22 protein-coding genes are annotated in these 23,710 nt (G+C 66.2%); 11 read left to right on the forward strand and 11 right to left on the reverse strand.

The genetic code is table 11. The features are described 5' to 3' along the window. Positions 1-2 precede the first annotated feature (2 nt). The 7 genes from J2X54_RS06260 (at position 3) to paoC (ending at position 9,828) form a co-directional block, all read left to right on the forward strand. Positions 3-1,832, forward strand: coding sequence for a glycoside hydrolase family 28 protein (locus tag J2X54_RS06260; RefSeq protein ID WP_310179154.1), 1,830 nt, complete (start codon positions 3-5; stop codon positions 1,830-1,832). A gap of 2 nt (positions 1,833-1,834) precedes the next feature. After that, entirely contained in the window at positions 1,835-3,445 is a 1,611-nt protein-coding gene (locus tag J2X54_RS06265) for a DUF5060 domain-containing protein (RefSeq protein ID WP_310179156.1), read from the forward strand. Continuing rightward, the gene (gene pelA, locus J2X54_RS06270) at positions 3,442-4,704 is read left to right on the forward strand and encodes a pectate lyase (protein WP_310179158.1); all 1,263 of its coding nucleotides are present in this window, start codon (positions 3,442-3,444) and stop codon (positions 4,702-4,704) included. Before J2X54_RS06265 ends, pelA begins: the two co-directional genes overlap by 4 nt. Positions 4,705-4,816: 112 nt before the next feature. Then, a complete protein-coding gene (locus J2X54_RS06275; protein WP_310179160.1) occupies positions 4,817-6,025 on the forward strand; it encodes an MFS transporter in 1,209 nt (402 codons plus the stop codon). A 12-nt stretch (positions 6,026-6,037) separates the two neighbouring features. Continuing rightward, positions 6,038-6,688 carry an aldehyde dehydrogenase iron-sulfur subunit PaoA gene (gene paoA, locus J2X54_RS06280; RefSeq protein WP_070248083.1) on the forward strand — a complete coding sequence of 217 codons (651 nt, stop codon included), beginning with the start codon at positions 6,038-6,040 and terminating at the stop codon, positions 6,686-6,688. After that, the gene (locus J2X54_RS06285) at positions 6,685-7,626 is read left to right on the forward strand and encodes a xanthine dehydrogenase family protein subunit M (protein WP_310179162.1); all 942 of its coding nucleotides are present in this window, start codon (positions 6,685-6,687) and stop codon (positions 7,624-7,626) included. The genes paoA and J2X54_RS06285 overlap by 4 nt, the downstream gene beginning before the upstream one ends. 3 nt (positions 7,627-7,629) lie before the next feature. Further along, positions 7,630-9,828: an aldehyde oxidoreductase molybdenum-binding subunit PaoC gene (gene paoC, locus J2X54_RS06290; RefSeq protein WP_310179163.1), complete on the forward strand. Its 2,199-nt coding sequence runs from the start codon at positions 7,630-7,632 to the stop codon at positions 9,826-9,828. Here paoC and J2X54_RS06295 read toward each other — a convergent pair. Next, entirely contained in the window at positions 9,825-10,718 is an 894-nt protein-coding gene (locus J2X54_RS06295) for a LysR family transcriptional regulator (protein WP_310179167.1), read from the reverse strand. The two genes, paoC and J2X54_RS06295, sit on opposite strands and share 4 nt — an antisense overlap. Before the next feature lie 111 nt (positions 10,719-10,829). Between J2X54_RS06295 and J2X54_RS06300 the strand changes: the two genes are divergently transcribed. Continuing rightward, positions 10,830-11,609: a DNA-binding protein gene (locus J2X54_RS06300; RefSeq protein ID WP_310179170.1), complete on the forward strand. Its 780-nt coding sequence runs from the start codon at positions 10,830-10,832 to the stop codon at positions 11,607-11,609. 2 nt (positions 11,610-11,611) lie between these two features. Here J2X54_RS06300 and J2X54_RS06305 read toward each other — a convergent pair whose 3' ends face one another. The 10 genes from J2X54_RS06305 to mdcA form a co-directional block, all read right to left on the reverse strand. Next, positions 11,612-12,259 carry a DUF2726 domain-containing protein gene (locus J2X54_RS06305; RefSeq protein ID WP_310179172.1) on the reverse strand — a complete coding sequence of 216 codons (648 nt, stop codon included), beginning with the start codon at positions 12,257-12,259 and terminating at the stop codon, positions 11,612-11,614. A gap of 80 nt (positions 12,260-12,339) precedes the next feature. Continuing rightward, positions 12,340-13,269 carry a malonate decarboxylase subunit epsilon gene (gene mdcH, locus J2X54_RS06310; protein ID WP_310179175.1) on the reverse strand — a complete coding sequence of 310 codons (930 nt, stop codon included), beginning with the start codon at positions 13,267-13,269 and terminating at the stop codon, positions 12,340-12,342. Beyond that, positions 13,266-13,931 (reverse strand): malonate decarboxylase holo-ACP synthase, encoded by a 666-nt coding sequence (locus tag J2X54_RS06315; RefSeq protein ID WP_310179177.1) that lies wholly within the window; start codon positions 13,929-13,931, stop codon positions 13,266-13,268. The genes mdcH and J2X54_RS06315 overlap by 4 nt, the downstream gene beginning before the upstream one ends. A 4-nt stretch (positions 13,932-13,935) precedes the next feature. Next, a complete protein-coding gene (gene madM / locus J2X54_RS06320; RefSeq protein WP_070247043.1) occupies positions 13,936-14,700 on the reverse strand; it encodes a malonate transporter subunit MadM in 765 nt (254 codons plus the stop codon). Between the two features lie 10 nt (positions 14,701-14,710). Then, the gene (gene madL, locus J2X54_RS06325) at positions 14,711-15,136 is read right to left on the reverse strand and encodes a malonate transporter subunit MadL (RefSeq protein WP_310179182.1); all 426 of its coding nucleotides are present in this window, start codon (positions 15,134-15,136) and stop codon (positions 14,711-14,713) included. 89 nt (positions 15,137-15,225) lie between these two features. Then, positions 15,226-16,059 (reverse strand): biotin-independent malonate decarboxylase subunit gamma, encoded by an 834-nt coding sequence (gene mdcE, locus J2X54_RS06330; RefSeq protein ID WP_310179184.1) that lies wholly within the window; start codon positions 16,057-16,059, stop codon positions 15,226-15,228. Further along, positions 16,059-16,904, reverse strand: coding sequence for a biotin-independent malonate decarboxylase subunit beta (locus J2X54_RS06335; protein WP_310179187.1), 846 nt, complete (start codon positions 16,902-16,904; stop codon positions 16,059-16,061). The genes mdcE and J2X54_RS06335 overlap by 1 nt, the downstream gene beginning before the upstream one ends. Then, positions 16,901-17,212 carry a malonate decarboxylase subunit delta gene (locus J2X54_RS06340; protein ID WP_310179189.1) on the reverse strand — a complete coding sequence of 104 codons (312 nt, stop codon included), beginning with the start codon at positions 17,210-17,212 and terminating at the stop codon, positions 16,901-16,903. The genes J2X54_RS06335 and J2X54_RS06340 overlap by 4 nt, the downstream gene beginning before the upstream one ends. Next, entirely contained in the window at positions 17,193-18,134 is a 942-nt protein-coding gene (locus tag J2X54_RS06345; RefSeq protein WP_310179190.1) for a triphosphoribosyl-dephospho-CoA synthase, read from the reverse strand. The genes J2X54_RS06340 and J2X54_RS06345 overlap by 20 nt, the downstream gene beginning before the upstream one ends. Further along, positions 18,134-19,795 carry a malonate decarboxylase subunit alpha gene (gene mdcA / locus J2X54_RS06350; protein WP_310179192.1) on the reverse strand — a complete coding sequence of 554 codons (1,662 nt, stop codon included), beginning with the start codon at positions 19,793-19,795 and terminating at the stop codon, positions 18,134-18,136. Before mdcA ends, J2X54_RS06345 begins: the two co-directional genes overlap by 1 nt. A gap of 137 nt (positions 19,796-19,932) precedes the next feature. Here mdcA and J2X54_RS06355 point away from each other — a divergent pair, with 137 nt between their 5' ends. The 3 genes from J2X54_RS06355 (at position 19,933) to J2X54_RS06365 (ending at position 23,674) form a co-directional block, all read left to right on the forward strand. Beyond that, entirely contained in the window at positions 19,933-20,847 is a 915-nt protein-coding gene (locus J2X54_RS06355) for a LysR family transcriptional regulator (RefSeq protein ID WP_310179194.1), read from the forward strand. Positions 20,848-21,021: 174 nt separating this feature from the next. Then, the gene (locus tag J2X54_RS06360; RefSeq protein WP_310179196.1) at positions 21,022-22,569 is read left to right on the forward strand and encodes a methyl-accepting chemotaxis protein; all 1,548 of its coding nucleotides are present in this window, start codon (positions 21,022-21,024) and stop codon (positions 22,567-22,569) included. A gap of 43 nt (positions 22,570-22,612) precedes the next feature. After that, on the forward strand, positions 22,613-23,674 hold the full coding sequence (locus J2X54_RS06365) for a porin (protein ID WP_310179198.1): 1,062 nt from the start codon (positions 22,613-22,615) through the stop codon (positions 23,672-23,674). Positions 23,675-23,710 lie beyond the last annotated feature (36 nt).

A 23,710-nucleotide genomic window follows, 5' to 3' on the forward strand; every position in this document is an offset into this window, starting at 1 on the left:
TCATGAATCAACCGTCTCCATACCAGGGACGGCGCCGTTTGCTGAAAGGGGCGGCCGCCATGGCCGCCGCTTCGGTAGCGGGCGCGCCGTCAGTCGCCAGGTCGGCCCCCGCGGATCCCTGGGCTTATGCCCAGGGCATCATCGATCAATTTTCCAAGCCGCTCGATTTTTCGCAGCGCGAAGTTTCCATCACCAGTCACGGCGCCAAGCCGTGCCAGCTGCATGCGGTCGATGGCTTTCCCACCATCGACGCCAAAGGCAAAGTCCTCACCCCCATACCAGGTTCCCACGACTGCTACCCAGCGCTGCGCGCTGCCATTGCGGCCGTGCACCGGGCAGGCGGCGGCACCGTGCTGGTACCTGCCGGCGACTGGTACTGCAAGGGCCCGATCGTGCTGCTGTCGAACGTGCGCGTGCACCTGGCGGCCAGGGCGCGGGTGCGTTTTTCCGCCGATCCCCGCGACTACGCACGCGATGGCGACTACGACTGCGGCGCCAATGGTAAATTGGTGCTGTCGCGCTGGCAGGGCAACGACTGCCTCAATTTCTCGCCGCTCGTGTACGCGCGCGGCCAACGCAATATCGCCATCACCGGCGCCGACTGGACCAGCGAACTCGATGGCCAGGCCGGCGTGCCGTTCGAAGACGGCAGCGGCAACGGCTGGTGGGGCATGAACCCGAAAGGTGCGCGGCAAGGTCCGAACCCCAACGCCATGCACCAGGGCCGCAACAACCCGCTCAATCCCGAATCGCTGGCGACGCTGGCGCCGAAGCTGGACGCCGCCGTGCTGGCGCGCATCCAGGGCGATGCGCCCGACTGGCGCAGCGACGAAAAATTCCTGCCGGCGCTGTCTGAAGCCGGCGTGCCGGTCGAACGACGCATCTTCGGCCTCGGTCACTACCTGCGCCCGTGCATGGTCGAATTCATCGACTGCGACAATGTGCTGATGCAGGGCTACCAGGTGATCAACACGCCATTCTGGATCCACCACCCGGTCGACTGCCGCCGCGTGCATTTCTCCAAAGTGCGCATGGAGAGCATCGGCCCGAACTCCGACGGCTTCGACCCGGAATCGTGCGACACCGTGCTGGTGGACGGCTGCTGGTTCAATACCGGCGACGACTGCATTGCCATCAAGGCGGGCAAGAACCTCGACACCAATTACGGGCCTACCCGCAATGTCGTGATCCAGAACTCGGTGATGAACAGTGGCCACGGCGCCGTCACCCTGGGCAGCGAAATGTCGGCCGGGATCGAGCACGTGTACGCCCAGCACCTGGACGTGCGCAACCAGCACTGGCAGACCGACCCGCTCAACACCGTGGTGCGCTTGAAAACCAATATGAACCGCGGCGGCTTCCTGCGCCATTTCTACGTTCGGGACGTCCAACTGCCCAATGGTGTGCGCCTCAAACCCGGCTTCTACAAGCCGATTGCCGGCGGCCCGGTCAAGGCGGGCACCGTGCCTACCGGTGGCGGCGCCGTGATCACCTTCGATTGCGACTACGCACCGGCATTCGACCTGATCCGCAGCCGGCCACCGGAAGTCTCGCACGTGCACATCTCGGACATCCGGGTGACCAACGTCAAAACCGCCGAGGGCGCGTTTGGCTGCTACCAGGCCTTCGTGGTGCTGGGTCCCGTGGGGCACAGCTACAACGGCCCGGACAGCAAGCAGATCCTGCCGGTCACCGACGTGACCATCAGCGATTGCGACTTCGGCACGCCAGTCAATGCGGCGCAGCCGTGGTTCATCCATAACGCCAAAAACATCGCGCTGCGCAACGTGGTCATCGGCGGCAAGCGTTACGACGAAAACCTGTCGGGGTAGGCATGAAGCGACGTGTTTGCATGATGTTCCTGGCGGCGCTGGCCGCCGGTGCTATCGCCGCGCCAGCAGCGGACAACCAATATGGCGTGGCGCCGGCTGCCGGGCCGGTGGAGCGCTGGGGGACGCTCGAACTGTCCTTCACCGGTCCCGCCACCGGCAATCCTTTCACGGACGTGGAACTGTCGGCCGTATTCCGCCAGGACGGGCGCGAACTGCTGGTGCCGGGCTTTTACGACGGCGACGGCGTCTATAAAATCCGCTTCATGCCCGACACGGTGGGCGCCTGGCGCTACGCTACCCGCTCCAACGCGCCCGCACTGCACGGCAAGCGCGGCGAGTTCACGGCGGTGCAACCGGCGCCGGGCAACCACGGCCCGGTCACGGTGCGCAACACCTTCCACTTCGGCTACGCCGACGGTACGCCGTTCTGGCAGGTGGGCACCACCAGTTATGCCTGGACCCACCAAAGCCCGGCATTGCAGGAACAAACCCTGAAAACCCTGGCCGGGGCGCCGTTCAACAAGCTCCGCATGGCGATCTTCCCCAACAACGACGACCAGGTGGCGGGCCAGCTTTTTCCGTTCGCCGGCAAACCGCCGCATGGCTGGGACTTTGGCCGTTTCGATCCGGTCTTCTTCCGCAACCTCGATCAGCGCGTGGCGCAGTTGCGCGCGCTCGGCATCGAGGCGGACTTGATCCTGTTCCACCCCTACGACAAGGGCCGCTGGGGTTTCGACCGCATGCCGGCCGCGGTCGACGACCGCTATTTGCGCTACGTGGTGGCGCGCCTGTCCGCGTACCGCAACGTCTGGTGGTCGATGGCCAACGAGTACGATTTCCTCACCGAGAAGAAGACCGACGACTGGGACCGCTACTTCCGCATCGTGCAGGCGGCCGATCCGTACAATCACCTGCGCTCGATCCATAACGCGTTCCGCTTCTACGACCACAACAAGCCGTGGGTCACGCACGTGAGCATCCAGCACGGCGCCGCCACCGAAGACCCGGAGCGCGCCGTGCTGCTGCGCGACGTGTATAACAAGCCGGTGGTGTTCGACGAAGTGAAATACGAAGGCAACTGGACCAAGCGCTGGGGCCAGCTCACGCCCGAAGAAATGGTGCTGCGCTTCTGGAATGGCGCGGTCGCCGGCACCTACGTGGGCCACAGCGAGATCTATACCGACACCAGCGGCAAGGGCGAAATCTGGCTGGGGAAGGGCGGCGTGCTGCGCGGCCAGAGCGCGCCCCGGCTGGCGTTCTTCCGCAAGATCCTGGCCGCCAGCCCGGCCGGGGGCCTGGAGCCGATCGACAAGTGGCAGGATTATCCGTTCGCCGGCAAGCATGGCGAGTATTATCTCGGGTACTTCAACCGCGCGCAGCCGACCAGCTGGCCGTTTGCACTGTTCAAGACCGGTTTGAAGGATGGCATGCGCTTCAGGGTGGAAGTGATCGATACCTGGAACATGACGGTGACGCCAGTGGCGGGCGTGTTCGAGATTAAAAAACGCGACGACTACACGTTCGCCGACAAGGATGGCCGCAGCGTTGCGCTGCCGGGCCGTCCGTACATGGCGCTGCGCATCGTGCGCGTCCCTGAGGAGTCTGATAAATGAAACGACAGATGCTGGCTGCGGCCATTGCTATTGTGCTGGCCACCGGCACGGTTCACGCCGAAGTGATCGGCAAGATGGAAACCCCGCAGGCGCTGACCGAATCGCGCCTGACGGCGCTCCCGCCCGACCAGCGCGCGGTGTGGCAGGCGTATCTCGATCGGTCGCGCGGCCTGATGGCGGCCGACAAGGCGGCGCTGGCGGCCGAACGCGTGGATTCTGCCGCCGTGCCGGCTGCCGAGCCAAAACCTGGCAACGGCATGCCGCTCAAGAATCCGGCCCCCTGGTACGGCTCCGCCGATGCGCTGCGCGTGGCCGACAACATCGCCAGCTACCAGACCCCGGCCGGCGGCTGGGGCAAGAACGTCAACCGCAGCGGTCCGCCGCGCCAGAAAGGCGAAGCGTACGTGCACGGCGACGCCGGCAAGCCGGAGGGGTGGTCGTACGTCGGCACCATTGACAATGACGCCACCATCACCGAACTGCGTTTCCTGGCGCGGGTGATCACCGCCGGCCATGGCGCGCGCAAGGCCGAGTACAAAGCCGCCTTCGCGCGCGGCATGGAATACCTGTTCACGTCGCAGTATCCCAATGGCGGCTTCCCGCAGGTATATCCGCTGGCAGGCGGCTACCACGACGCCATCACCTACAACGACAATGCGCTGGCCAATGTCACCGACCTGCTCGAAGACGTGGCGCTGCGCCAGGGCGACTACGGTTTCGTGGCGCCGGAACTGGCCGCGCGCGCCGCGCAGGCGCGCGACCAGGCCGAGCGCGTGATAGTCGCCAGCCAGATCAAGACGGGGGGCGTACTGACCGCCTGGTGCCAGCAGCACGACCCCTTGACACTGGCCCCGGTCGGCGCGCGCAACTTCGAGCCGGTCGCGCTCACCAGCGTGGAGAGCGCACGCCTGCTCAATGTGCTGATGCGCGATCCGGCGCCCAATGGCGCCATCATCACGGCGGTGGACGCCGGCGCGGCCTGGCTCAAGCGCGTGGCCATCCATGACCAGGAATGGACGCGGACAAAAGAAGGCGCCAGCCTGGCACCGAAAGCGGGCGCCGGCCCCCTGTGGGCGCGGTTCTACGACGTCGCCACCATGCGCCCGATTTTTGGTGACCGCGACCGCACCATCCACACCGACGTCAACGAACTCTCGCCCGAGCGCCGCGCCGGCTACGCGTGGTACGTGAACAATCCGGCATCGACGCTGGACAAGTATGCCAAGTGGACGGGCAAGGTTTCGACGGCAGTCAAGTAACAGGCAATTGATGAACTAAGCTCATAAGGGCATCAAATATTCATGCTGTTTTCCGCATGAATGAGCATTTAGCATACAGGCTCTCCGAGTTGTGCAGTCAAAGGATCCTGTTATGCCCATCAAATCTCGTCGCGCCCCCGCTGGCGCATCGTCCTGGGGCGCTGTGCTGGCCATGTCGCTGGGCGCGTTCGCACTGGTCGCTTCCGAGTTCATGCCGGTCAGCCTGCTCACGCCGATCGCCGCCGACCTGCACATCACCGAAGGCCAGGCCGGCCAGGCCATCGCCATCTCCGGCGCGTTTGCCCTGCTCACCAGCCTGTTCATCACCAGCATGGCCGGCAAGATGGACCGCAAGTTGCTGCTGCTGGGGATGTCGATGTTGATGATCATCTCCGGTACCGTGGTGGCGTTCGCCCCCAATTACCTGGTGTTCATGGTCGGCCGGGCGCTGATCGGGGTGGCCATCGGCGGCTTCTGGTCGCTGTCGGCGGCCACGGTGATGCGGCTGGTAGCGCCGGACAAGATCGCGCGCGCGCTGGCTATCCTCAATGGCGGCAACGCGCTGGCCACGGTGATTGCGGCGCCCGCCGGCAGTTTTCTCGGTTCCCTGATCGGCTGGCGCGGCGCTTTCCTGTGCGTGATCCCGGTCGCGCTCATCGCATTCGTGTGGAAGCTGGTGACGCTGCCGCCCATGCGCAACGACACCACCGTCAAACCGGCCAGCCTTCCCAGCCTGCTCAAGCGCCCCGAGGTGGCGCTGGGCATGCTGGCCGTGAGCCTGTTCTTCATGGGGCAGTTCGCGCTGTTTACCTACCTGCGCCCGTTCCTGGAAACCGTGACCCACGCCAGCGTCTCGGCCCTGTCTCTGCTGTTGCTGACGCTGGGCGTGGCCGGTTTTGCCGGCACCGCGCTGATCGGCGGCCTGCTGGGCAATCACCTGTACCGCACCCTGGTTGCCATTCCCCTGCTGATGGCCGCTGTGGCCCCGGCGCTGATGACCTTCGGCGCGTCGATCGCCGCCACCGCCGTGCTGCTCGCGCTGTGGGGTTTGCTGGCCACCTCGGCGCCGGTCGGCTGGTGGACCTGGCTGGCACGGACGTTGCCGCAAGACGCGGAAGCTGGCGGCGGCCTGATGGTGGCCGTGGTGCAGCTGGCGATCATGCTCGGCGCCATGGTGGGTGGCCTGGTGTTCGACTCAAGCGGCTATCGCGGCACGTTCGAACTCGCTGCCGTGATCCTGGTGATCGCGAGTGTCGCATCAGTGCTGGCGGCGCGCGCCGGCGCACAAACTTCGGTGGCGCTGGCCACTTCAATCAAATAAACAAGGATGACCATGAACGACCAAGAGATCGACAACACCCGGCGCGGAATCCTGATCGGCGGCGCACTCACGGCCACTGCCGCCGCGCTGCCAGCCATGGCGGCGGGGCAGGGCGCAGCGGTTGAAAACAGCGCCACCACGCCCGCCCCGGTGCAGTCCACCGTCACCATGCGCATCAACGGCCAGCCGCACACGCTGTCGCTGGACACCCGCACTACCTTGCTCGACGCGTTGCGCGAGCACTTGCACCTGACCGGCACCAAGAAGGGCTGCGACCATGGTCAGTGCGGTGCCTGCACGGTGATCGTCGATGGCCGCCGCATCAATTCCTGCCTGTCGCTGGCGGTGATGCACGAAGGGGCGGAGGTGACCACCATCGAAGGCCTGGGCACGCCGGAGAAGCTGCATCCGATGCAGGCCGCGTTCGTCAAGCACGACGGCTTCCAGTGCGGCTACTGCACGCCCGGCCAGATTTGCTCGGCCGTGGCGGCCATCGACGAGATCCGACGCGGCGTACCGAGCCACGTCACCGCGGATCTGACGGTGCAGCCGTTGCTGTCCTCGGATGAACTACGTGAGCGGATGAGCGGCAATATCTGCCGCTGCGGCGCCTATTCCAACATCATCGACGCCATCACCGAGGTGGCAGGGAGCCGTTCATGAGAGCCTTTACCTATCAACGCGCCGCCACAGTTGCCGAAGCGGCAGCCGTCGCGGCCCGCAGTCCCGGCGCGCGCTTCATCGCAGGCGGCACCAACCTGCTCGACCTGATGAAGCTCGAGATCGAAACGCCGGCCCACCTGGTGGATATCAATGGCCTGGGCCTGGACCGCATCGAAGCCACACCCGAGGGCGGCCTGCGCATCGGCGCCCTGGTGCGCAATACCGACCTGGCGGCCGACGCCGCCGTGCGCCGCGATTACGGCGTGCTGTCGCGCGCCTTGCTGGCCGGCGCCAGCGCGCAGCTGCGCAACAAGGCCACCACGGCGGGCAACCTGCTGCAGCGCACCCGCTGCCCATATTTCTACGACACCAACCAGGCCTGCAACAAGCGTGCGCCAGGCACCGGCTGCGCCGCCATCGGCGGATTTACCCGTGGCCACGCCATCGTCGGCCAGAGCGACGCCTGCATCGCCACCCACCCGAGCGACATGGCCGTGGCCATGCGGCTGCTGGACGCGGTGGTGGAAACGGTCAACCCGGACGGCGCCAAACGGGCCATTCCCATCGCCGATTTCTATCGCCTGCCCGGCACTACGCCCAACCTGGACACCAACCTGCGCCCGGCAGAACTGATCACCGCCGTGACGTTGCCCAAGCCGCTCGGCGGCCGCCACGTGTACCGCAAGGTGCGCGACCGCGCCTCTTACGCATTCGCGCTGGTCTCGGTGGCGGCCGTGGTGCATCAGGACGGCACCGGCCGTGTGGCCGTTGGCGGCGTGGCGCACCAGCCGTGGCGCGTGCCGGCCGCCGACGCTGCCTTGGCGCAGGGCGCCAGGGCAACCACCGCGCAACTGCTGGCCGGCGCCCGTACCACCGAAGAAAACGCCTTCAAGGTCGTGCTGGTGCAACGCACGCTCGACGCCATCCTGAAAGGATAAGAAATGAAATTCACCAAGCCGGCAACCACCAATCCGATCGACCGGATGAAGGTGGTGGGCCAACCGCTGGACCGCATCGACGGCCCGCTCAAGACCACCGGACAAGCGCCTTATGCCTACGAACAGCACGAGGCTGCGCCCAACGCGGCTTACGGCTACGTGATCGGTGCGGCCATCCCGAAAGGGCGCATCAGGGCCATCGACAGCGCGGCGGCGCGCAAGGCGCCGGGCGTGCTGGCGATCGTCACGTACGAGAACGCGGGCAGGCTGGGTAAGGGTAAATTCAATACCGCCCACCTGGTGGCCGGTCCCGAGGTGCAGCACTATCACCAGGCCGTGGCGCTGGTGGTGGCCGAGACGTTCGAGCAGGCGCGCGCCGCCGCAGCGCTGGTGCGGGTCGATTACGAGGCTGCGAACGGCGCCTTCGACCTCAAGGCCGCGATGACGGCGGCCAAGCCGGTCAAATCCGGCAACAAGGATGAAGACCGCACCGGCAACTTCGAGAGCGCGTTTGCCAGTGCCCCGGTCAAGCTGGACGCCACCTACAGCACGCCCGACCAGAGCCACGCCATGATGGAGCCGTTCGCGTCGATCGCGTCGTGGACCGGCGACCAGCTCACCGTGTGGATCTCGAACCAGATGATCGACTGGACCCGTACCGACCTGGCCACCACGCTGGGTATGCCGAAGGAGAAGGTGCGCCTGGTGTCGCCGTACATCGGCGGCGGTTTTGGCGGCAAGCTGTTCCTGCGCAGCGAAACCGTGCTGGCCGCGCTGGGCGCCAAGGCTGTCAAGCGGCCGGTGAAGGTGACGCTGCAACGCCCGCTGATCGCCAACAACACCACGCACCGGCCGGCCACCATCCAGCGCATCCGCATCGGCGCCTCGCGTGAAGGCCGTATCACCGCCATCGCCCACGAGAGCTGGTCCGGTGATCTGGCAGGTGGTGGTCCGGAAGCGGCGGTCGCGCAAACGCGCCTGCTCTACGCCGGCGCCAACCGCCTGACGCGCATGATGCTGGCCACGCTCGATCTGCCGGAAGGGAACGCCATGCGCGCCCCGGGCGAGGCGCCGGGCCTGATGGCGCTGGAAGTGGCGATCGACGAGATGGCGGAGAAATTGAAGATGGACCCGGTGACCTTTCGCGTCCTCAACGACACCACGGTCGATCCGGAGCACCGCGATCGCAAGTTCTCGCAGCGGCGCCTGGTGGAATGCCTGCGCCAGGGCGCGCGCCAGTTTGGCTGGGACCAACGTAGCGCGCAACCGGGCGCACGCCGTGATGGCCGCTGGCTGGTGGGCATGGGCGTGGCGGCGGCGTTCCGCAACAACATCGTGCTCAAGTCCGGCGCCCGCGTGCGGCTCGAACCGGACGGCACGGTCACGGTGGAAACCGACATGACCGACATCGGCACCGGCAGCTACACCATCATTGCCCAGACCGCGGCCGAAATGCTGGGCGTTGCGGTCGAACTGGTGAAAGTGCGGCTGGGCGACTCCGCCTTTCCGGTGTCGGCAGGTTCGGGCGGCCAATTCGGCGCCAACAGCGCCACCTCGGGCGTGTATGCCGCATGCGTGAGGTTGCGCGAACAGATCGCGCGCCAGGCCGGTCTCGATCCGGCCGCAGCCGAGTTCTCCGGTGGCCAGGTGCGCGCCGGCGGCAAGACGGTGGCCTTATCGACGGTAGCCGCCAGTGGCGCCATCACAGCGGAAGACTCAATCGAATTCGGCGACCTCGATAAGAAATTTCAGCAATCGACGTTCGGCGCGCACTTCGTCGAAGTGGGCGTGGACGTCGCCACTGGCGAAGTGCGGGTGCGGCGCATGCTGGCCGTGTGCGCTGCGGGCCGCATCCTCAACCCCAAGACCGCGCGCAGCCAGGTGATCGGCGCGATGACCATGGGCGTGGGTGGGGCGTTGATGGAGCACCTGGTAGTGGACCGGCGCCTGGGCTTTTTCGTCAACCACGACCTGGCCGGGTACGAAGTGCCGGTGCATGCCGACATCCCGCACCAGGAAGTGATCTTCCTCGACGAAACCGACCCGATGTCGTCGCCGATGAAGGCCAAGGGCATCGGTGAGCTGGGTCTGTGCGGCGTGGGCGCGGCAGTGGCCAACGCCATCCACAACGCCACCGGCATCCGCACGCGCGACTACCCGGTCACGCTCGACAAGCTGCTGGCGCAACTGCCGGCGGTCTAGTTTTTCATCCTGATCGCCTCAATTACCAGCGACAGCGCCCGCGAGGACTGCCGCCGGCTTGGATAGTAGGCGTGCAGTCCCTCGAACTTCGGACAGCAATCCTCCATCACCGACACCAGGCGACCGGCGGCGATATGTTCGTCCACCAGGTCGCCGGGCAGGAACGCCAGGCCGCAACCGGCAATGGCAGCGTCGCGCATCGGGTACACGCTGGTAAATACCGCCTGGCCGCGTACGCGTGCCTCCACCGGCTTGCCGTTTTCGCACAGCTCCCACGCATACAGGCCGCCACTGCCGGCAAAGCGCAGCGCGATGCAGTTCTGCCGCAGCAGCTCGGCGATCGTGGTCGGCTTGCTGTGCCATGCAAAGTACGATGGCGCGCCGACGATGCGCATCGGGACGTCGGGCGTGAGGCGCACGGCGATCATGTCCTTGTCCACCTGGTCACCGTGACGCACGCCGATGTCGTAACGTTCGGCCGCGATATCGACCAGCCGGTAGTCGGAGTTGATTTCCACGTGCAGGTCCGGGTAGAGCGGCAGCAGCGGTGCGATACGCGGCCACAGGATCGTATCGACCACCAGGTCGATGGCCGTAATGCGAATGGTGCCGGCCGGCTTGTCGCCCAGGTCGCTCACGGCCGCAATCTCCGCCTCGATTTCCTCCAGGCGCGGCGCCACGTTGAGCAGCAGGCGCTCGCCAGCCTCGGTGGGCGAGACGCTGCGGGTGGTACGTGTGAGCAGGCGTACACCGAGGCGTTCCTCGAGCCCGCGGATGATGTGGCTGAGCCCCGACTGCGTCATGCCGAGCTTGGCGGCAGCGCGCGTAAAACTGCGCTCGCGCGCGACGGCGAAAAAGACGAGAATGTCGCTGATATTGTCGCGTGCCATGGCGGTTTTTGAAGTTGTGATTGCTCGATGATACAGCAAGCGCTTGCTTTGCATTCTCGTGTATTACATAATACGTGGTATGTAATACGTTACGTTATGAGGGATCAAGAAATGGCACGTACCGGGCTGTCGAAAGAAGAAGTTGAACAAGCACGCGCGGGATTGGTGGCGCAGGGGCAGTATCCCTCGGTGGATGCGGTGCGTGTTGCGCTGGGTAACACCGGCTCCAAGACCACCATCCACAAGTACCTGAAAGAACTCGACGAAGAGCAGGGCGGTGCAGTCGGCATGGCCAATGCACGTCCAGTGACCATCAGCGACGCCCTGCACGACCTGGTCGAGCGGCTGGCGGCGCGCTTGCGGCAGGAGGCCGACGATCAGCTCGATATCGCGCGCGCGGAGCTGGCCGACAAAGAGCAGCAACTGGCGCAAGCGAACCGCCAGCTGGAAAGCGAATTGCGCACCACGCGCGAGCACGAAGCGCGGCTGCAAACCGAGTTGCGCCAGCAGCGCCTGGCGTTCAACGTCAAGCAGGACGAACTGGCGCAACTAGCCAGGGAGAGCAGCCGCATCGCAACCGAGCTGGCGCACACCCAGCAGTCGCTGTACGAGCAGCTGACCAACGCCCGCAAGCTCGAACAAAAAGTCGAGCAACTGCAGGCGCAGCAGCGCCATGCCGGCGATCTCGAACGGCAACTGGCAACCAGCATGGCGCACAACGAGCGGCTCGGTGATCAGGTGCAGGCCATGAGTGCGGCGCTGGCGCCAGCCCAGGCCAGGGCACGCGAGCTGGAACTGCTGCTGGCGCAGGCCGAAGCACGCGCCCAGGCGCAGGAGCAGATGGGGGAGCAGTTGCGCTCTTACCTGGACCGGATGGCTGCGCCGAAGTAGGGCTACAGGTAGTGCAGCTCGGTGGCTGGCGGCGGCATGGTCATCGCCACCAACAGCATCTCGATATCGCGCCGTATGTGCTCCGCCGGCGGAATGCCCTGGTAACGCAAGGTACGATAGCCGGCGTTGCGCAGCATGGCGTCGCGGTCGGCGTCCGCTGACTGCTTGTTCCGGTGCGAACGGTCATCGAGCTCGATCACCGCAATCGGCGTCAGTTGCCGCGAGCAGATGACGAAGTCGGCCACCTTGCGGTCGAAGCGGTTGCGATCAGCCTGCTCGTCGGTGGTGATCAGGGCCGAGAAGGCCACCTGGGCCAATATCACGCACTCGGGCAGCGCGCTGCGCAAGGTACCGTACATTTGTTCTTCGTACGGCGTGAGGGGGCGGCGCGCGCGCACCGGTACGCTGCAGAGCGGCGGCGGGGCCGACTGGGGCGCCGGAAGTGGACCCGCTGCAGGCATGGCAATTGGCGGCGTCGGACGCGCCTGTCGCTGCCGGTTGCGTTGGCGCCGTTTTCGGACAGAGAGCCGTGCACTGATGAAGGACAGCACGGCGCACAGCGCCAGGGCTGGCAGCCCATAGTGAACGAAGGCGTTCAACAGCGGTTGCACGCTTGCCAATAGCGGGTCTTGCAGCAGGGGAGATGTCATGTTGGCAGCATAACGCGACTATTGCTAATGTGCAATTTCTTATTCAGCTCTTGCGCAGGCTGCGCAAATCAGTGCAACGGTTATCCGCCATATGTCGCAACCAGCTGCGCAATATCCTCGAACCGCATCCCCTCGCAACTGACCGCCACGCCGCCCTCGAACACCGGTTGCGCCAACCTGGTCAGCACGCTGCCGCTGGGCATCTCGACGGCCAGCCGCGCACCGCGCTCCCACGCGTGGCGCACGCTGTCGTGCCAGTGCACCGGCCGGGCCATGTTCGCGGCCAGGTCGGCGCCGACGGCCGCGCCGTCGAACAGCGCGCGCGCCGCGCTGCCGCTGATGTAGGTGACGCGGGGCCGATGCAGCGGCACAGTGGCCATTGCCGCTGCCAGTTCCTGCGCCTGCCGCTCGAACAGTTCGCAATGCGACGGCACGCTCACCGCCAGCCGCTCGGCCCTGGCGCCCAGGCTGCTGGTCTGCACCAATGCGGCTACCGCCGCCATGGCTGAATCGGAACCGGCAATCACCAGCTGGCGCGGGCCGTTCAGGTTGGCCAGGTACACCGGCGTCGCCGCGCTGTGCACCTGCGCGACCAGCGGTGCCAGTTGCGCCTCCAGTAGCCCGGTCACTGCTGTCATGCCATGGCCGGTGGGATAAGCGTCTTCCATCGATTGCGCGCGCTGGCGCACCAGCCGCACGGCATCGGCAAAATCGAGCACGCCGGCAGTGACGGCAGCGGGATAGGCGCCGATCGACAGGCCGGCCACCATTGCCGGCTGCGCGCCCAGCACCGCGAGGTAGCGCGCAGCCGCCACGCCGGCCACCAGCAGGCATAGTTGCACGGCGACGGTAGAGCGCAGCGCGTCGGCGCTATCGAGTAACAGCACATCGCGCCCCAGCGCCATTGAAGCTGTGGCCAGCGTATCGGTTACCACGGCATGGGCGGGCAGGGCGTGCAGCATGCCCGGCTTTTGCGCGCCCTGGCCGGGGAAGGTAAACAGCACGCTCATGCCGCCTCGCGCTGCACGTCGGGTGCATGCCACGGATCGGCCGCCAGCACTGGCCCGTGCGCAGTCTTGAGCAGCACCCGGCCGCCACGCGCGTACTCGTTCAGGGCAAAGCCGCCTGCGCCCGTATCGACCTGGATATCGACGCGGCAGTCCTGCTGCTCCTGCAAGCGCAGCACGCGGTCGATGACCCATGCCGGCAGCGGCGCGGGCGCGCGAATCAGCAGATCGAGGTCGCTGTCCGCGCGCAGCACCGGCAGGCCGCTGGCCAGGTAGAAGCCGGCGCCGCCGGTGGGTCCCCACGCCAGCCCCAGTTCCTTGAGGCGCGGCGCCATGGCGGCCAAGGCCCGCAGCGGCGGCAAGTCCAACTGGCACTCGCCCGCCCGCACCGTATGCACCGTGGGCAGTCGCGGGCGCGCCAGCATCTCGGGCGTGACGCACCTGGCCACGGCGTCGCGCTGCACATAGCCCTTGCAGCGCTCGCTGCGGGACAGGCCGCGCGCGCCCACCGGCAGCAAGCTGCCCGGCGCCGCCTCGCGCCGCACTACCAGCGGCGCTTGCGTGAGCCATGCTGCGTCGAGCCACGCGGGCCAGTCGCCTCCCGTGTCGAAGCGGTCGGGCAGGCGCAAAAACAGCAGGTCGTGCGGGCGAGGTGGATTCTTCATGATGTCATCCAACGATGGCGCGGGTGGCAAAGAATAACAGTGATGGTCCCAGCAGGCAGCCCAGCCCCGTGTGGAACGTGGCCACCAGTGCGCCATACGGCACCAGCCTGCGGTCGGTAGCTGCCAGTCCCGCCGAGACGCCGGACACGGTACCGGCCAGGCCGCCGAACACCATCGCCGAACGCGGCGTGCGCAGACCCAGGAACTTGGCGGCAGCCGGCGTGCCGACCATCACCAGGATGGCCTTGATCAAGCCGGCCGCAATGCTCAGCGCCATGACGTCCGAGGTGGCGCCGATGGCCGCACCGGTGACCGGGCCGACGATGTACGTGACCGCGCCGGCGCCGATGGTGGTGATGCTGACCGCATCGCGGTAGCCGAAGGCGTAGGCCACGCAAGCGCCCACGACGAACGGCAACAGGGTGCCAAGCAACAGCGCCACCACGCCGACCATGCCGGCCTTTTTCGCTTCCACCACCTGCACTTCGAACGCGGTGGCGACAATGGCAAAGTCGCGCAGCATGGCGCCGCCCATCAGGCCCACGCCGGCAAACAGCGAGACGTCGGCCAGGCCCTTGGTGCCGCCGGTCTGCACGCCGCCCCAGTAGGCCAGGCCCAGGCCAATCACGATGGCGATGGCGGAGCCGTGCACGCGGCCCATGGTCAGGTGGCGCGAGAGTTTCATCGACACCAGCATCACCAGGCCCACCAGCGCAAATGCGGTGACCAGACCGTTGTGGCGTGCGGTTCCTTCGAGTAGTTCGAGCATGATGATCTCCTTAACGCGCGGTAACTGGGGTGGCTGGGGTAGCCGGGATTGGATCGACCGGCAGCGGCAGCGTGTCTTCTTCGACCTTCTCGCCCCGGTTGATCAGCGCAATCACGCAAGCGCACACCACCACGCTTCCTACTGCCGCCAGCAACGCGACCGGACCGCCACGCAGGGCCGTCAGCACGTTCTGCTGCGCCGCCATGGCGACCACCACCGGGATGTACATCGCGCCCCAGAAGGCCACGCCCATCTCGGTCTGTTCGGGCATCCAGCCCTTCTTGTGCATCCACAGCCGCGCGCAGATGAGCAGGATCATCGCGATGCCCACGCCGCCGACATTGGTCTTGGCGCCGATCAGGTTGCCCAGCAGGTCGCCGAGGAAGATCCCCAGCAGGTGGCAGATCGCCAGTAAAGCGGTTCCATAGATAATCATGATTGTGTCTCCTACCAGATTGAACTCGTTCCAGGAATGCAGCCACCACGCCGTTTTATAGTGGTTTCATGGGCGGCCGCAGATGACCATCAGGCGCTGGCTGCTCCTTTCCACTGCTCGCGCAGCAGTTGCCGGACGCGCCGCGAGGCGGCCCGGTGTTCGCCATCGAAACGGGTGGCGAGATCCTTGCGGCTGTCGTTGTCGATGTCGGCCAATGCCGCTTCCAGCGTGGCAGTCACCAGCGCCACGTCGTCTGCCGAGGGCGCGGCGGCGCTGGTCGGTTGCAGCACCTTCCACAACAAGCCCAGCGAGGCATAGCTGTGAATGTCGTAGGCCATCGGTGGCACGCTTTGCGCCAGTGCTTCCAGCGCTTCCACCGAACGCAGCGTGATGCGCGCGGCCGATGCCTTGCCCATCGCATGCACCATCACGCCAGGGTCGTCGAAGGCGATCAGGCGGTTGGCCTGGTAGCCGTGCGCCAGGAAGGCGCCCGACATCGCCAGCCCGACGATCAGGCCGATCACCGGGTGACCGGCGAGGCGCGCCTGGGCATAGGCGCCGGCCGCGCCAGCGAGCGCCTGGTGGATGCCGAAGGCTTCCTCGCGGCGGCCGTAGGCCTGGCTGGTGACGTCGATGACGGCGACGATGGGCCGCTTGCGGGTGGCACCGCGGTCGGCATCGATGACCTCATGCACGGCTTGTGCCAGTTGCCAGCCTTCGACCAGGCCGACTTCGCCGGTGCGGGCGCGTGGAAAGCGGTTGTCGGCGTCGGGTACCACGGCGATGAACCGGGCCGGCGCGCCGGCCAGGCTGGCGTCGCGCACGCGTACCGCCGGCCAGCTGTGTACATCGGCGCCATTGGCACCATTGGCCAGCAGGTCGAGCCAGGTGCCGCCATTGGAGGTGTTGCTTGCAGTGTTCATCACAGTTCCTTTCCGTACAGGGCGCGTACATCGGCCGCTTCGGGCTGGCCGGCGGTGTCGAATCGCGCCAGGCGTTCGAGGTAATCGGCGTAACGGTCGCTGCGATGCTCGAGCGGCGGCCCGGCGCGGAAGAGGTCCGCCACCACGCTGCGCACCTGCGCCGTATCGTCATCGACCAGCGCGTCGGCCAGGCCGGTCGCCGTGCGCTGCTGGCCGCCGGTCAGGCCCCAGATCAGGGCGCGGTTGCGCGAGTCGAATTCAGCGACGCCCGCTTCCTGCTCGATCACCTGCGGACCGTTGAGGCCCAGGCGCGCCTCGCGGGTGAGCACGAGGTATGAGCACAGGCCGGCGGCGATCGACATGCCGCCATAGCAGCCCACGGTGCCGGCGCTGACGCCGATCACTGGCCGGTAGCGGCGCAGATCGACGATGGCCGACTGGATTTCGGCAATCGCGGCCAGCCCCAGGTTGGCTTCCTGCAGCCGCACGCCGCCGGTTTCGAACAGGATCACGGCCTGGGTGGCAATGCCGGCGCGGTTGTCTTCGGCCGCCAGTTCCAGTGCGCCGGCGATCTTTGCGCCGCCCACTTCGCCCATGCTGCCCCCCTGGAAAGCGCCTTCGATGGCCAGCACCACGGTGGCCACGCCATCGACGGTGCCCTTGGCCACGACCACGCCGTCATCTGACTGGGTGACCAGTTTTTGCTGCGCCAGCCAGGGCGAGGTAACCCGGTCGAAAGGGCCGATCAGTTCGCGCATCGAGCCGTCGTCGAGCAGGGCGCGGGCGCGGTTGCGGGCGCTGCGCTCGATAAAACTGTCGCGGGCAAGTAGTTGTTCGATGTTCATGGCCGGGCTCCTCCCAGTTGCGCTTCTTCGAAGGCCTGCTCGATGCGCATGCGCACCACGCCCGGCGTGGCGCCGTTGTCATTGATCTCGATGCTGGCCGCCGGCAGCGTGGCGTCGGCAAACACCCGTTCCAGCAACGCCTTCCAGGTGCCGCCATAGCCATCGACCGAAGTTTGCACGGCGATGATGGTCGTCGCGCCAGAGCGCGGTTCCAGCAGCACCTCGAGGTCGCCGGATGCGACCACGCCGGTCACCGTGCGCGATGCTGCAGGCTGGCCGGCGGGGAATTCAAAATGCAGTCGTTCCATGTTGGGCCTCCGTAGCTTGTAGTTGTTCGGTAGTGCGCTGGTCGCGACGCGCGAGGCGGTCCAGCAACAAGGTCGCCGCCAGCAAATCGGCGGCGCCGCCGGGCGACACGCCGCGCGCCAGCAGGTCCGCATCGAGCTCGCGCAAGGCTGCGCGGCCGACGCCGGTGCCCACGCCGCCGGCAGCGAGCACCGCCTGTGCGCCGGTCTGCGCCGCCGCCAGTGCAGCGGGGCCGCCGCGCGCCAGCAGGCAGGTGTCGTCCAGGTCGGCCATCACGGCCAGCAGCGCGTTCAGTTGCGCGACATTTTCAGCCTCGCCACGGCCGCGCGCGGTGTGCAGCATCGGCAGCGCCACGTCGGTCACGTGCGGGAAAGCCGCTTCGGCCTGGCCGCGCGCACCGCCCACGCAGTAGATGCGGCGCGCCGTCTCGCCCTTGTTGCCGGTGCTGGCCGGGGCGCCGGGATCGTTCAGGCGCGCCAAGGCGCCGGCCCGCGCAGCGATGGTGCGGGCGTCAGCGGAACCCTGCGCGGCAGCGGTGACCAGCAGCCCGAGCGCCCAGATCGCGCCGCGGTGTGTATTGACGCCGCCGGTGGCGTCCATCATCTGCGCCTCGCCGGCGCGGCCGATGGCGCCGATGCGCTGGCGCAGCGCCGGCAGGTCGGTCATGGTGGCGCCGGCGTGGGCCATCGCTTCGAAGGCGGGGCGCAGCGCATGGGCCGAGCGGCACATCAGCAGCCAGCTCAAGTCGCTGTGGGCGCCGCTGCCGCGCATGTCCACCAGGCCCGGTTTTGGCGTGAGCATGGCCTCATCCACCAGGGCTGTTATGGCCAGATCGGCCAACTGCGCAAGCCTGGCGCCGACCAGGTCCACCGGCACCGGCGCAGTCAAGGAAAGATCGTGAAGTGTGTTCTGCAGTGTGGTCATTACCAGCTCCTGAATTTGGCAGGCGGGTCGTACAGGCCATCGGACCAGTCGACCAGGTCGGCGATGCTCTTGGCGGCCAGCAGCGAGCGCGTGGCCTGCGAGCGCTGTACGCCCAGGTCTTCCGGCAGCGCGATCAGCCCTTCCTGGCGCATGCGCGCGGTCTGCTTGGGGTCGTGGCGCAGGCCGACCGGCGTGACACCCGCCACTGCCGCCAGCATCGCCTTGCGCTCCTCCAGGTTGCGCGCCTTGTACAGGTAGGCGATGCCTTCCTCGGTCAGCACGTGGCTGACGTCGTCGCCGTAGATCATCACCGGCGCCAGCGGCATGCCGGACGCTTTGCCTACGGCCACGGCGTCGAGCGATTCGACGATGGTGGGTTGCGTACCGTCCTGGAACGTCTCCACCATCTGCACCACCAGCTTGCGTCCGCGCGAGAGCGGGTCGTCGCCTTCGATCAGGTCCAGCCAGGCCGGCGTGGCGTGACGGCGACCGTGCGGATCATGGCCCATGTTCGGCGCGCCGCCAAAGCCGGTCAGGCGGCCGTGGGTGACGGTCGACGAGTTGCCGAGGCCGTCCATTTGCAGGGTGGCGCCGATGAACAGGTCCACGGCGTACTGGCCGGCCATCTGGCACAGCAGGCGGTTCGAACGCATGGAGCCGTCGCGGCCGGTGAAGAATACGTCGGGGCGGGCGGCGGTGTAGGCTTCCATCCCCAGCTCGGCGCCGAAGCAATGCACGCTGTCCACCCAGCCGCTCTCGATAGCGGGGATCAGGGTTGGGTGGGGATTGAGGGTCCAGTGGCGGCAGATCTTGCCCTTCAGGCCCAGTTGTTCGCCGTAGGTAGGCAGCAGCAGTTCGATCGCGGCGGTATTGAAGCCGATGCCGTGGTTGAGCGACTGCACGTTATGGCGCTCATAGACGCCGCGGATCGCCATCATCCCCATCAGCACGTGCACCGGCTTGATCAGGCGCGGGTCGCGGGTAAACAGCGGTTCGATATAAAACGGTTTGTCGGCCTGCACCACGAAGTCGACCCACGAACCGGGAATGTCCACGCGCGGCAGGTCACCCGGGTCGTCGACGATCTGGTTCACCTGGGCGATCACGATGCCGTCGTGGAAGGCGGCCGCTTCCACCAGTGCCGGCGTGTCTTCGGTGCTGGGGCCGGTGTACAGGTTGCCCTGGCGGTCGGCCATGTAGCCGGCCACCAGCACCACGTTGGGCGCCAGGTCCACGTACAGGCGCGCATACAGTTCCACGTAGGTGTGCAGCGCGCCCACTTGCAGCACGCCGTCCTGCAGCAGCTGCGAAATGCGCAGGCTCTGGGCACCGGCAAAGGCGAAATCGAGCTTGTTGGCGATGCCGCGCTCGAACAGGTCGAGGTGCTGCGGCAGGCTCACGCTGGGCATGATCATGTGCAGCTTGTTCACCTTGTCGGCATTCAGCTGCACCATCGCGCGGGCCAGGAAGTCGGCCTGTTTCTGGTTATTGCCTTCCAGGACCACGCGGTCGCCGCTGGCGATCAGCAGTGCGAGCGCATCGACGATGGCGTCGGTGCCGATGATGGGGCCGTCGGCCAGGTGCCGCACGGAGTCGAGGCGGCGGCGCTTTTCCTGGCGCCGGGTGTCCCACTGGCGCGGTGGCTTGCTCTGGTTGTTCATGCTGTCTCCTGTCATTGCTGTCGGATGTCTGACTGGTCCCAGCATAGGCGGCAACAGGGGCCGGTTCAATCAACCGCAGCGCCCCGACGTTTACCTTCAGGTTAAGTATCGCTATACTGGTTCGAAAGGAAAACGCCATGATCGACGAAGAAATCACGCTCAAGAAACTGGAAATCTTCCTGGCCTTCATGCGCCTGGGCAGCCTGGCGCGGGTGTCGGAGGAGGTGGGGCAGAGCGTGGTGAGCGTGCACCGGGCGCTGCATTCGCTGGAAGAAGGCCTGCGTTGCCAGCTGTTTGCGCGCGAGGGGCGCAAGCTGACCGCCCAGCCAGCCGCCTTCGCGCTGGCCACGCATGCGCAGCGGGCCGTCAACGAGGCCGAAGAAGGCATCCGCAAGGTACGCGAGATTGCCGGTTTCAACAGCGGCCGGCTGCGTATCGGCTCGCTGTATTCGCTGACCTTGCGCTGCATTCCGCACCTGCTGATGGGCCTGAAATTGCGGCGCACGGAACTGCACGTGGACCTCACGCTCGGCTCCAACAAGGACTTGCTGCAAGGCCTGGCCGACGGCCGGCTCGACGCGGTCGTGATCGGCCTGCAGGCGCCCAGCGACGATGGCCGCCTGATCGCCGTCCCGCTGTTCGAGGACGAGGTGCGCCTGGCCGCGCCGCTCGGCTCGCCGTACGCGGGCGCCCGGCAGGTGGACTTGCGCCAGTTGCGCCACGAACAGTGGATTACGCTGGGCGCCGGCTTCGTCACCTCGGACAGTTTCAACCACGCCTTCCGGCAGGCTGGCTTTGCGCCGGAAACGGCAATGCAGGTGGGCGATATTTTCTCGCTGATCAACCTGGTGGGCAGCGGCATGGGTTACAGCCTGCTGCCGGCGCGAGTGGCCGAATACAGCGCACGCATCGAGCTGATTCCGCTGGCTGCGCCGTACGCCTCGCACCAGGTCATCTCGCTGTTGATGCTCAAATCGCGTGAGCGCGATCCCAACCTGCTGGCCCTGGCGGCAGAGTCGCGCATGTTCGACAATGCCGGGGGCAAACGCTGAGCTTGCCACAAATTCAGGTATGGAATTTTACACAAGGTGATCCAACTACTACCTGTTTCACCTAAAATGCGACAAATTACGCCCAGGAAACCGGCTTATCAGCTGCCTGGATCGACTTTTGAAAAGCCGGTCGCTATGATTATGTTTCTAAAAGGAAAATAATCCGGAGGCGGCATGCAGTGGTTTTATGATTTAAAGATCGGCAAGAAGCTGATCATCTCGTTCGCTATCCTCACTGTTTTCACTTGTGCACTGGGCGTGTTTGCGATTGCCCAGATGACCAAGGTCAGCCAGGCTTCCAGCGACATCGCCACCAACTGGCTGCCAGCGGTGCGCTACCTGGGGCAGATGCAGAACTCGCTCTCGCGCTACCGCATTTCGGAAGCGACCCACATCCTGCTCACCGCCGAAGAAGACATGGCCGCCACCGACAAGTCGATGGCGACCCGGCTCGAAACGCTGTCCAAGCAGCAGGCCTCGTACGCGGCGCTGGTTTCAGAGGCCGAGGAAAAGCGTATCTACGGCGAGCTGCAAAAGTCGCTGTCCGACTACATGTTGCAAAGTAAAAAGCTCACCGGGCTGTCGCACGCGGGCAGCAAGGAAGAAGCGCGCACGCTGTTCCGGGGCGCCTCCAACAAGCTGTTCCGCCAGGTCAACGAGCAGCTCGAAGCGCTGGTCAAGATCAACGACCAGGGCAGCCTGGCGTCCGACGAGCAGGCCTCGGCCACGTTTGCGCTGTCGCGCAAGCTGATCCTGGGCGTGCTGGTGTTGCTGATCGTGGTCGGCATGGGGTTGGCGGTATGGGTGGCGCGCATTGTCTCGCGGCCGTTGCAGGAAGCCGTCGAAGTGGCCCAGCGCGTGGCCAACGGCGACCTGACCGCCAACATTGCGCCCGGCGGCGGCGACGAAACCGGCCAGCTGATGGCGGCCCTGGGGCTAATGAACGCCAGCCTGCTGCGCGTGGTGGGCGAGGTGCGCAGCGGCACCGACACCATCGCCACCGCCTCGGCCGAAATCGCCAGCGGCAACCTCGACCTGTCGAGCCGCACCGAAGAGCAGGCCAGCTCGCTCGAAGAAACCGCTTCGGCCATGGAAGAACTGACGTCCACCGTCAAGCAGAACGCCGACAACTCGCGCCACGCCAAGCAGCTGGCGCAATCGGCGTCCGACATCGCCGGCGATTGCGGCAAAGTGGTGGGCGAGGTGATCACCACCATGGAATCGATCAGCTCGTCGTCGCGCAAGATCGTCGACATCATCAGCGTGATCGACGGCATCGCTTTCCAGACCAATATCCTGGCGCTGAACGCGGCCGTGGAAGCGGCGCGCGCCGGCGAGCAGGGCAGAGGCTTTGCCGTGGTCGCCACCGAGGTGCGCAACCTGGCCCACCGCAGCGCTGCCGCCGCCAAGGAAATCAAGATACTGATCGACGACTCGGTGGTGCAGGTCGGTTCCGGCACGTCGCAGGTACAGCAGGCCGGCAAGTCGATGAGCGACATGGTCGAGAGCGTGCGCCGCGTGAGTGAAGTGGTCAGCGAGATCACGGCCGCCAGCCAGGAGCAGAGCGTGGGCATCGAAGAAGTGAACCGTGCCGTGATCCAGATGGACCAGGTTACCCAGCAAAACGCTGCGCTGGTGGAAGAAGCCGCCGCAGCGGCTGCCGCCATGCAGGAGCAATCCGCGAACCTGGCGGCGGTGGTCAGCGTATTCCGCCTGGCATAGACCAGGACAGACAGCAACAATAACTCACCACCCAGGAGATAACATGAAGAAAAGCCTCATCGCCGGCGCCGTGCTGGCCGCCATCGGCGCAGCCGTTCCGGCCGCCGCGCAATCGAACGTCACCCTGTACGGCCTGCTCGACACGGGCGTCGAAAACCTCACCCACGCCGGCCCGCAAGGCAGCGCCACCCGCGTCAGTTCGGGCGGCATGAACAACTCGCGCTTCGGTTTCCGTGGCACCGAGGACCTGGGCGGCGGCCTGAAAGCCATATTCCAGCTCGAGGGCGGTCTGCTGACCGACATCGGCGGCTCCGATGGCGGCCTGTTCCGGCGTCAGGCCAACGTGGGCCTGGAAGGTTCGTTCGGCCGTGTCGTCCTCGGCCGTTCGTTCACCACGGTGTACGACTTCATCGTGGCGTTCGACCCGATGGCTTATGCACCGTACTACTCGTGGGCGTCGAGCGGCTCGGCCTCGGGTGTCAACAGCTATGGCATGATCACGTCGGCCGACAACATCGTCAAATACTCGATCGAAACCGGACCAGTCAAATTCGGCGCCACCTACGCCTTCGGCGAGCAGAGCACCGGCACCGCCGACGGCGCCCGCACGCAGCTTGCCGCCACCTACACGATGGGCAATTTCGCTGTCGTCGGTTCGGCAGAACAGGGCAACGGCAACAACGTCGCCGCCACCAACCGCCACGACAGCAGCCGCATCTACCACCTGGGCGGCATGGTCAATGCGGGCGACTTCAAGGTGCAAGTGGTGGCCCGCAGCTACAAGAACGAATTGAACAACCGCGCCTTGCCCGACGTGCGCGCCAACACCTACTGGGCCGGCCTGACCTACAAGGCCAGCCCGGCGCTGACGCTGGTCGGCGCGGTGTTTTACACCGACGTGCGCAACGTTTCTTCGCGGGTCGAGTCCGATCCAAAAATGTACATCACCCGCGCCCGCTACGCGCTGTCCAAGCGTACCGACCTGTACGTCACCGCTGCCTATGCCAAGGCCAAGAACAACCAGGTGATCAGCCTGTCGCGTAACGATGCGGGCTTTGCCGACACCCAGCGCGGCTTGATGGCCGGTGTGCAGCACCGGTTCTGATGTATCGTTCGGTGTAATGATGCCGCAATGGCCGAG

Source organism: Duganella sp. 3397 (assembly GCF_031456625.1).
In the GTDB taxonomy this organism is placed as follows: domain Bacteria; phylum Pseudomonadota; class Gammaproteobacteria; order Burkholderiales; family Burkholderiaceae_D; genus Rugamonas; species Rugamonas phyllosphaerae.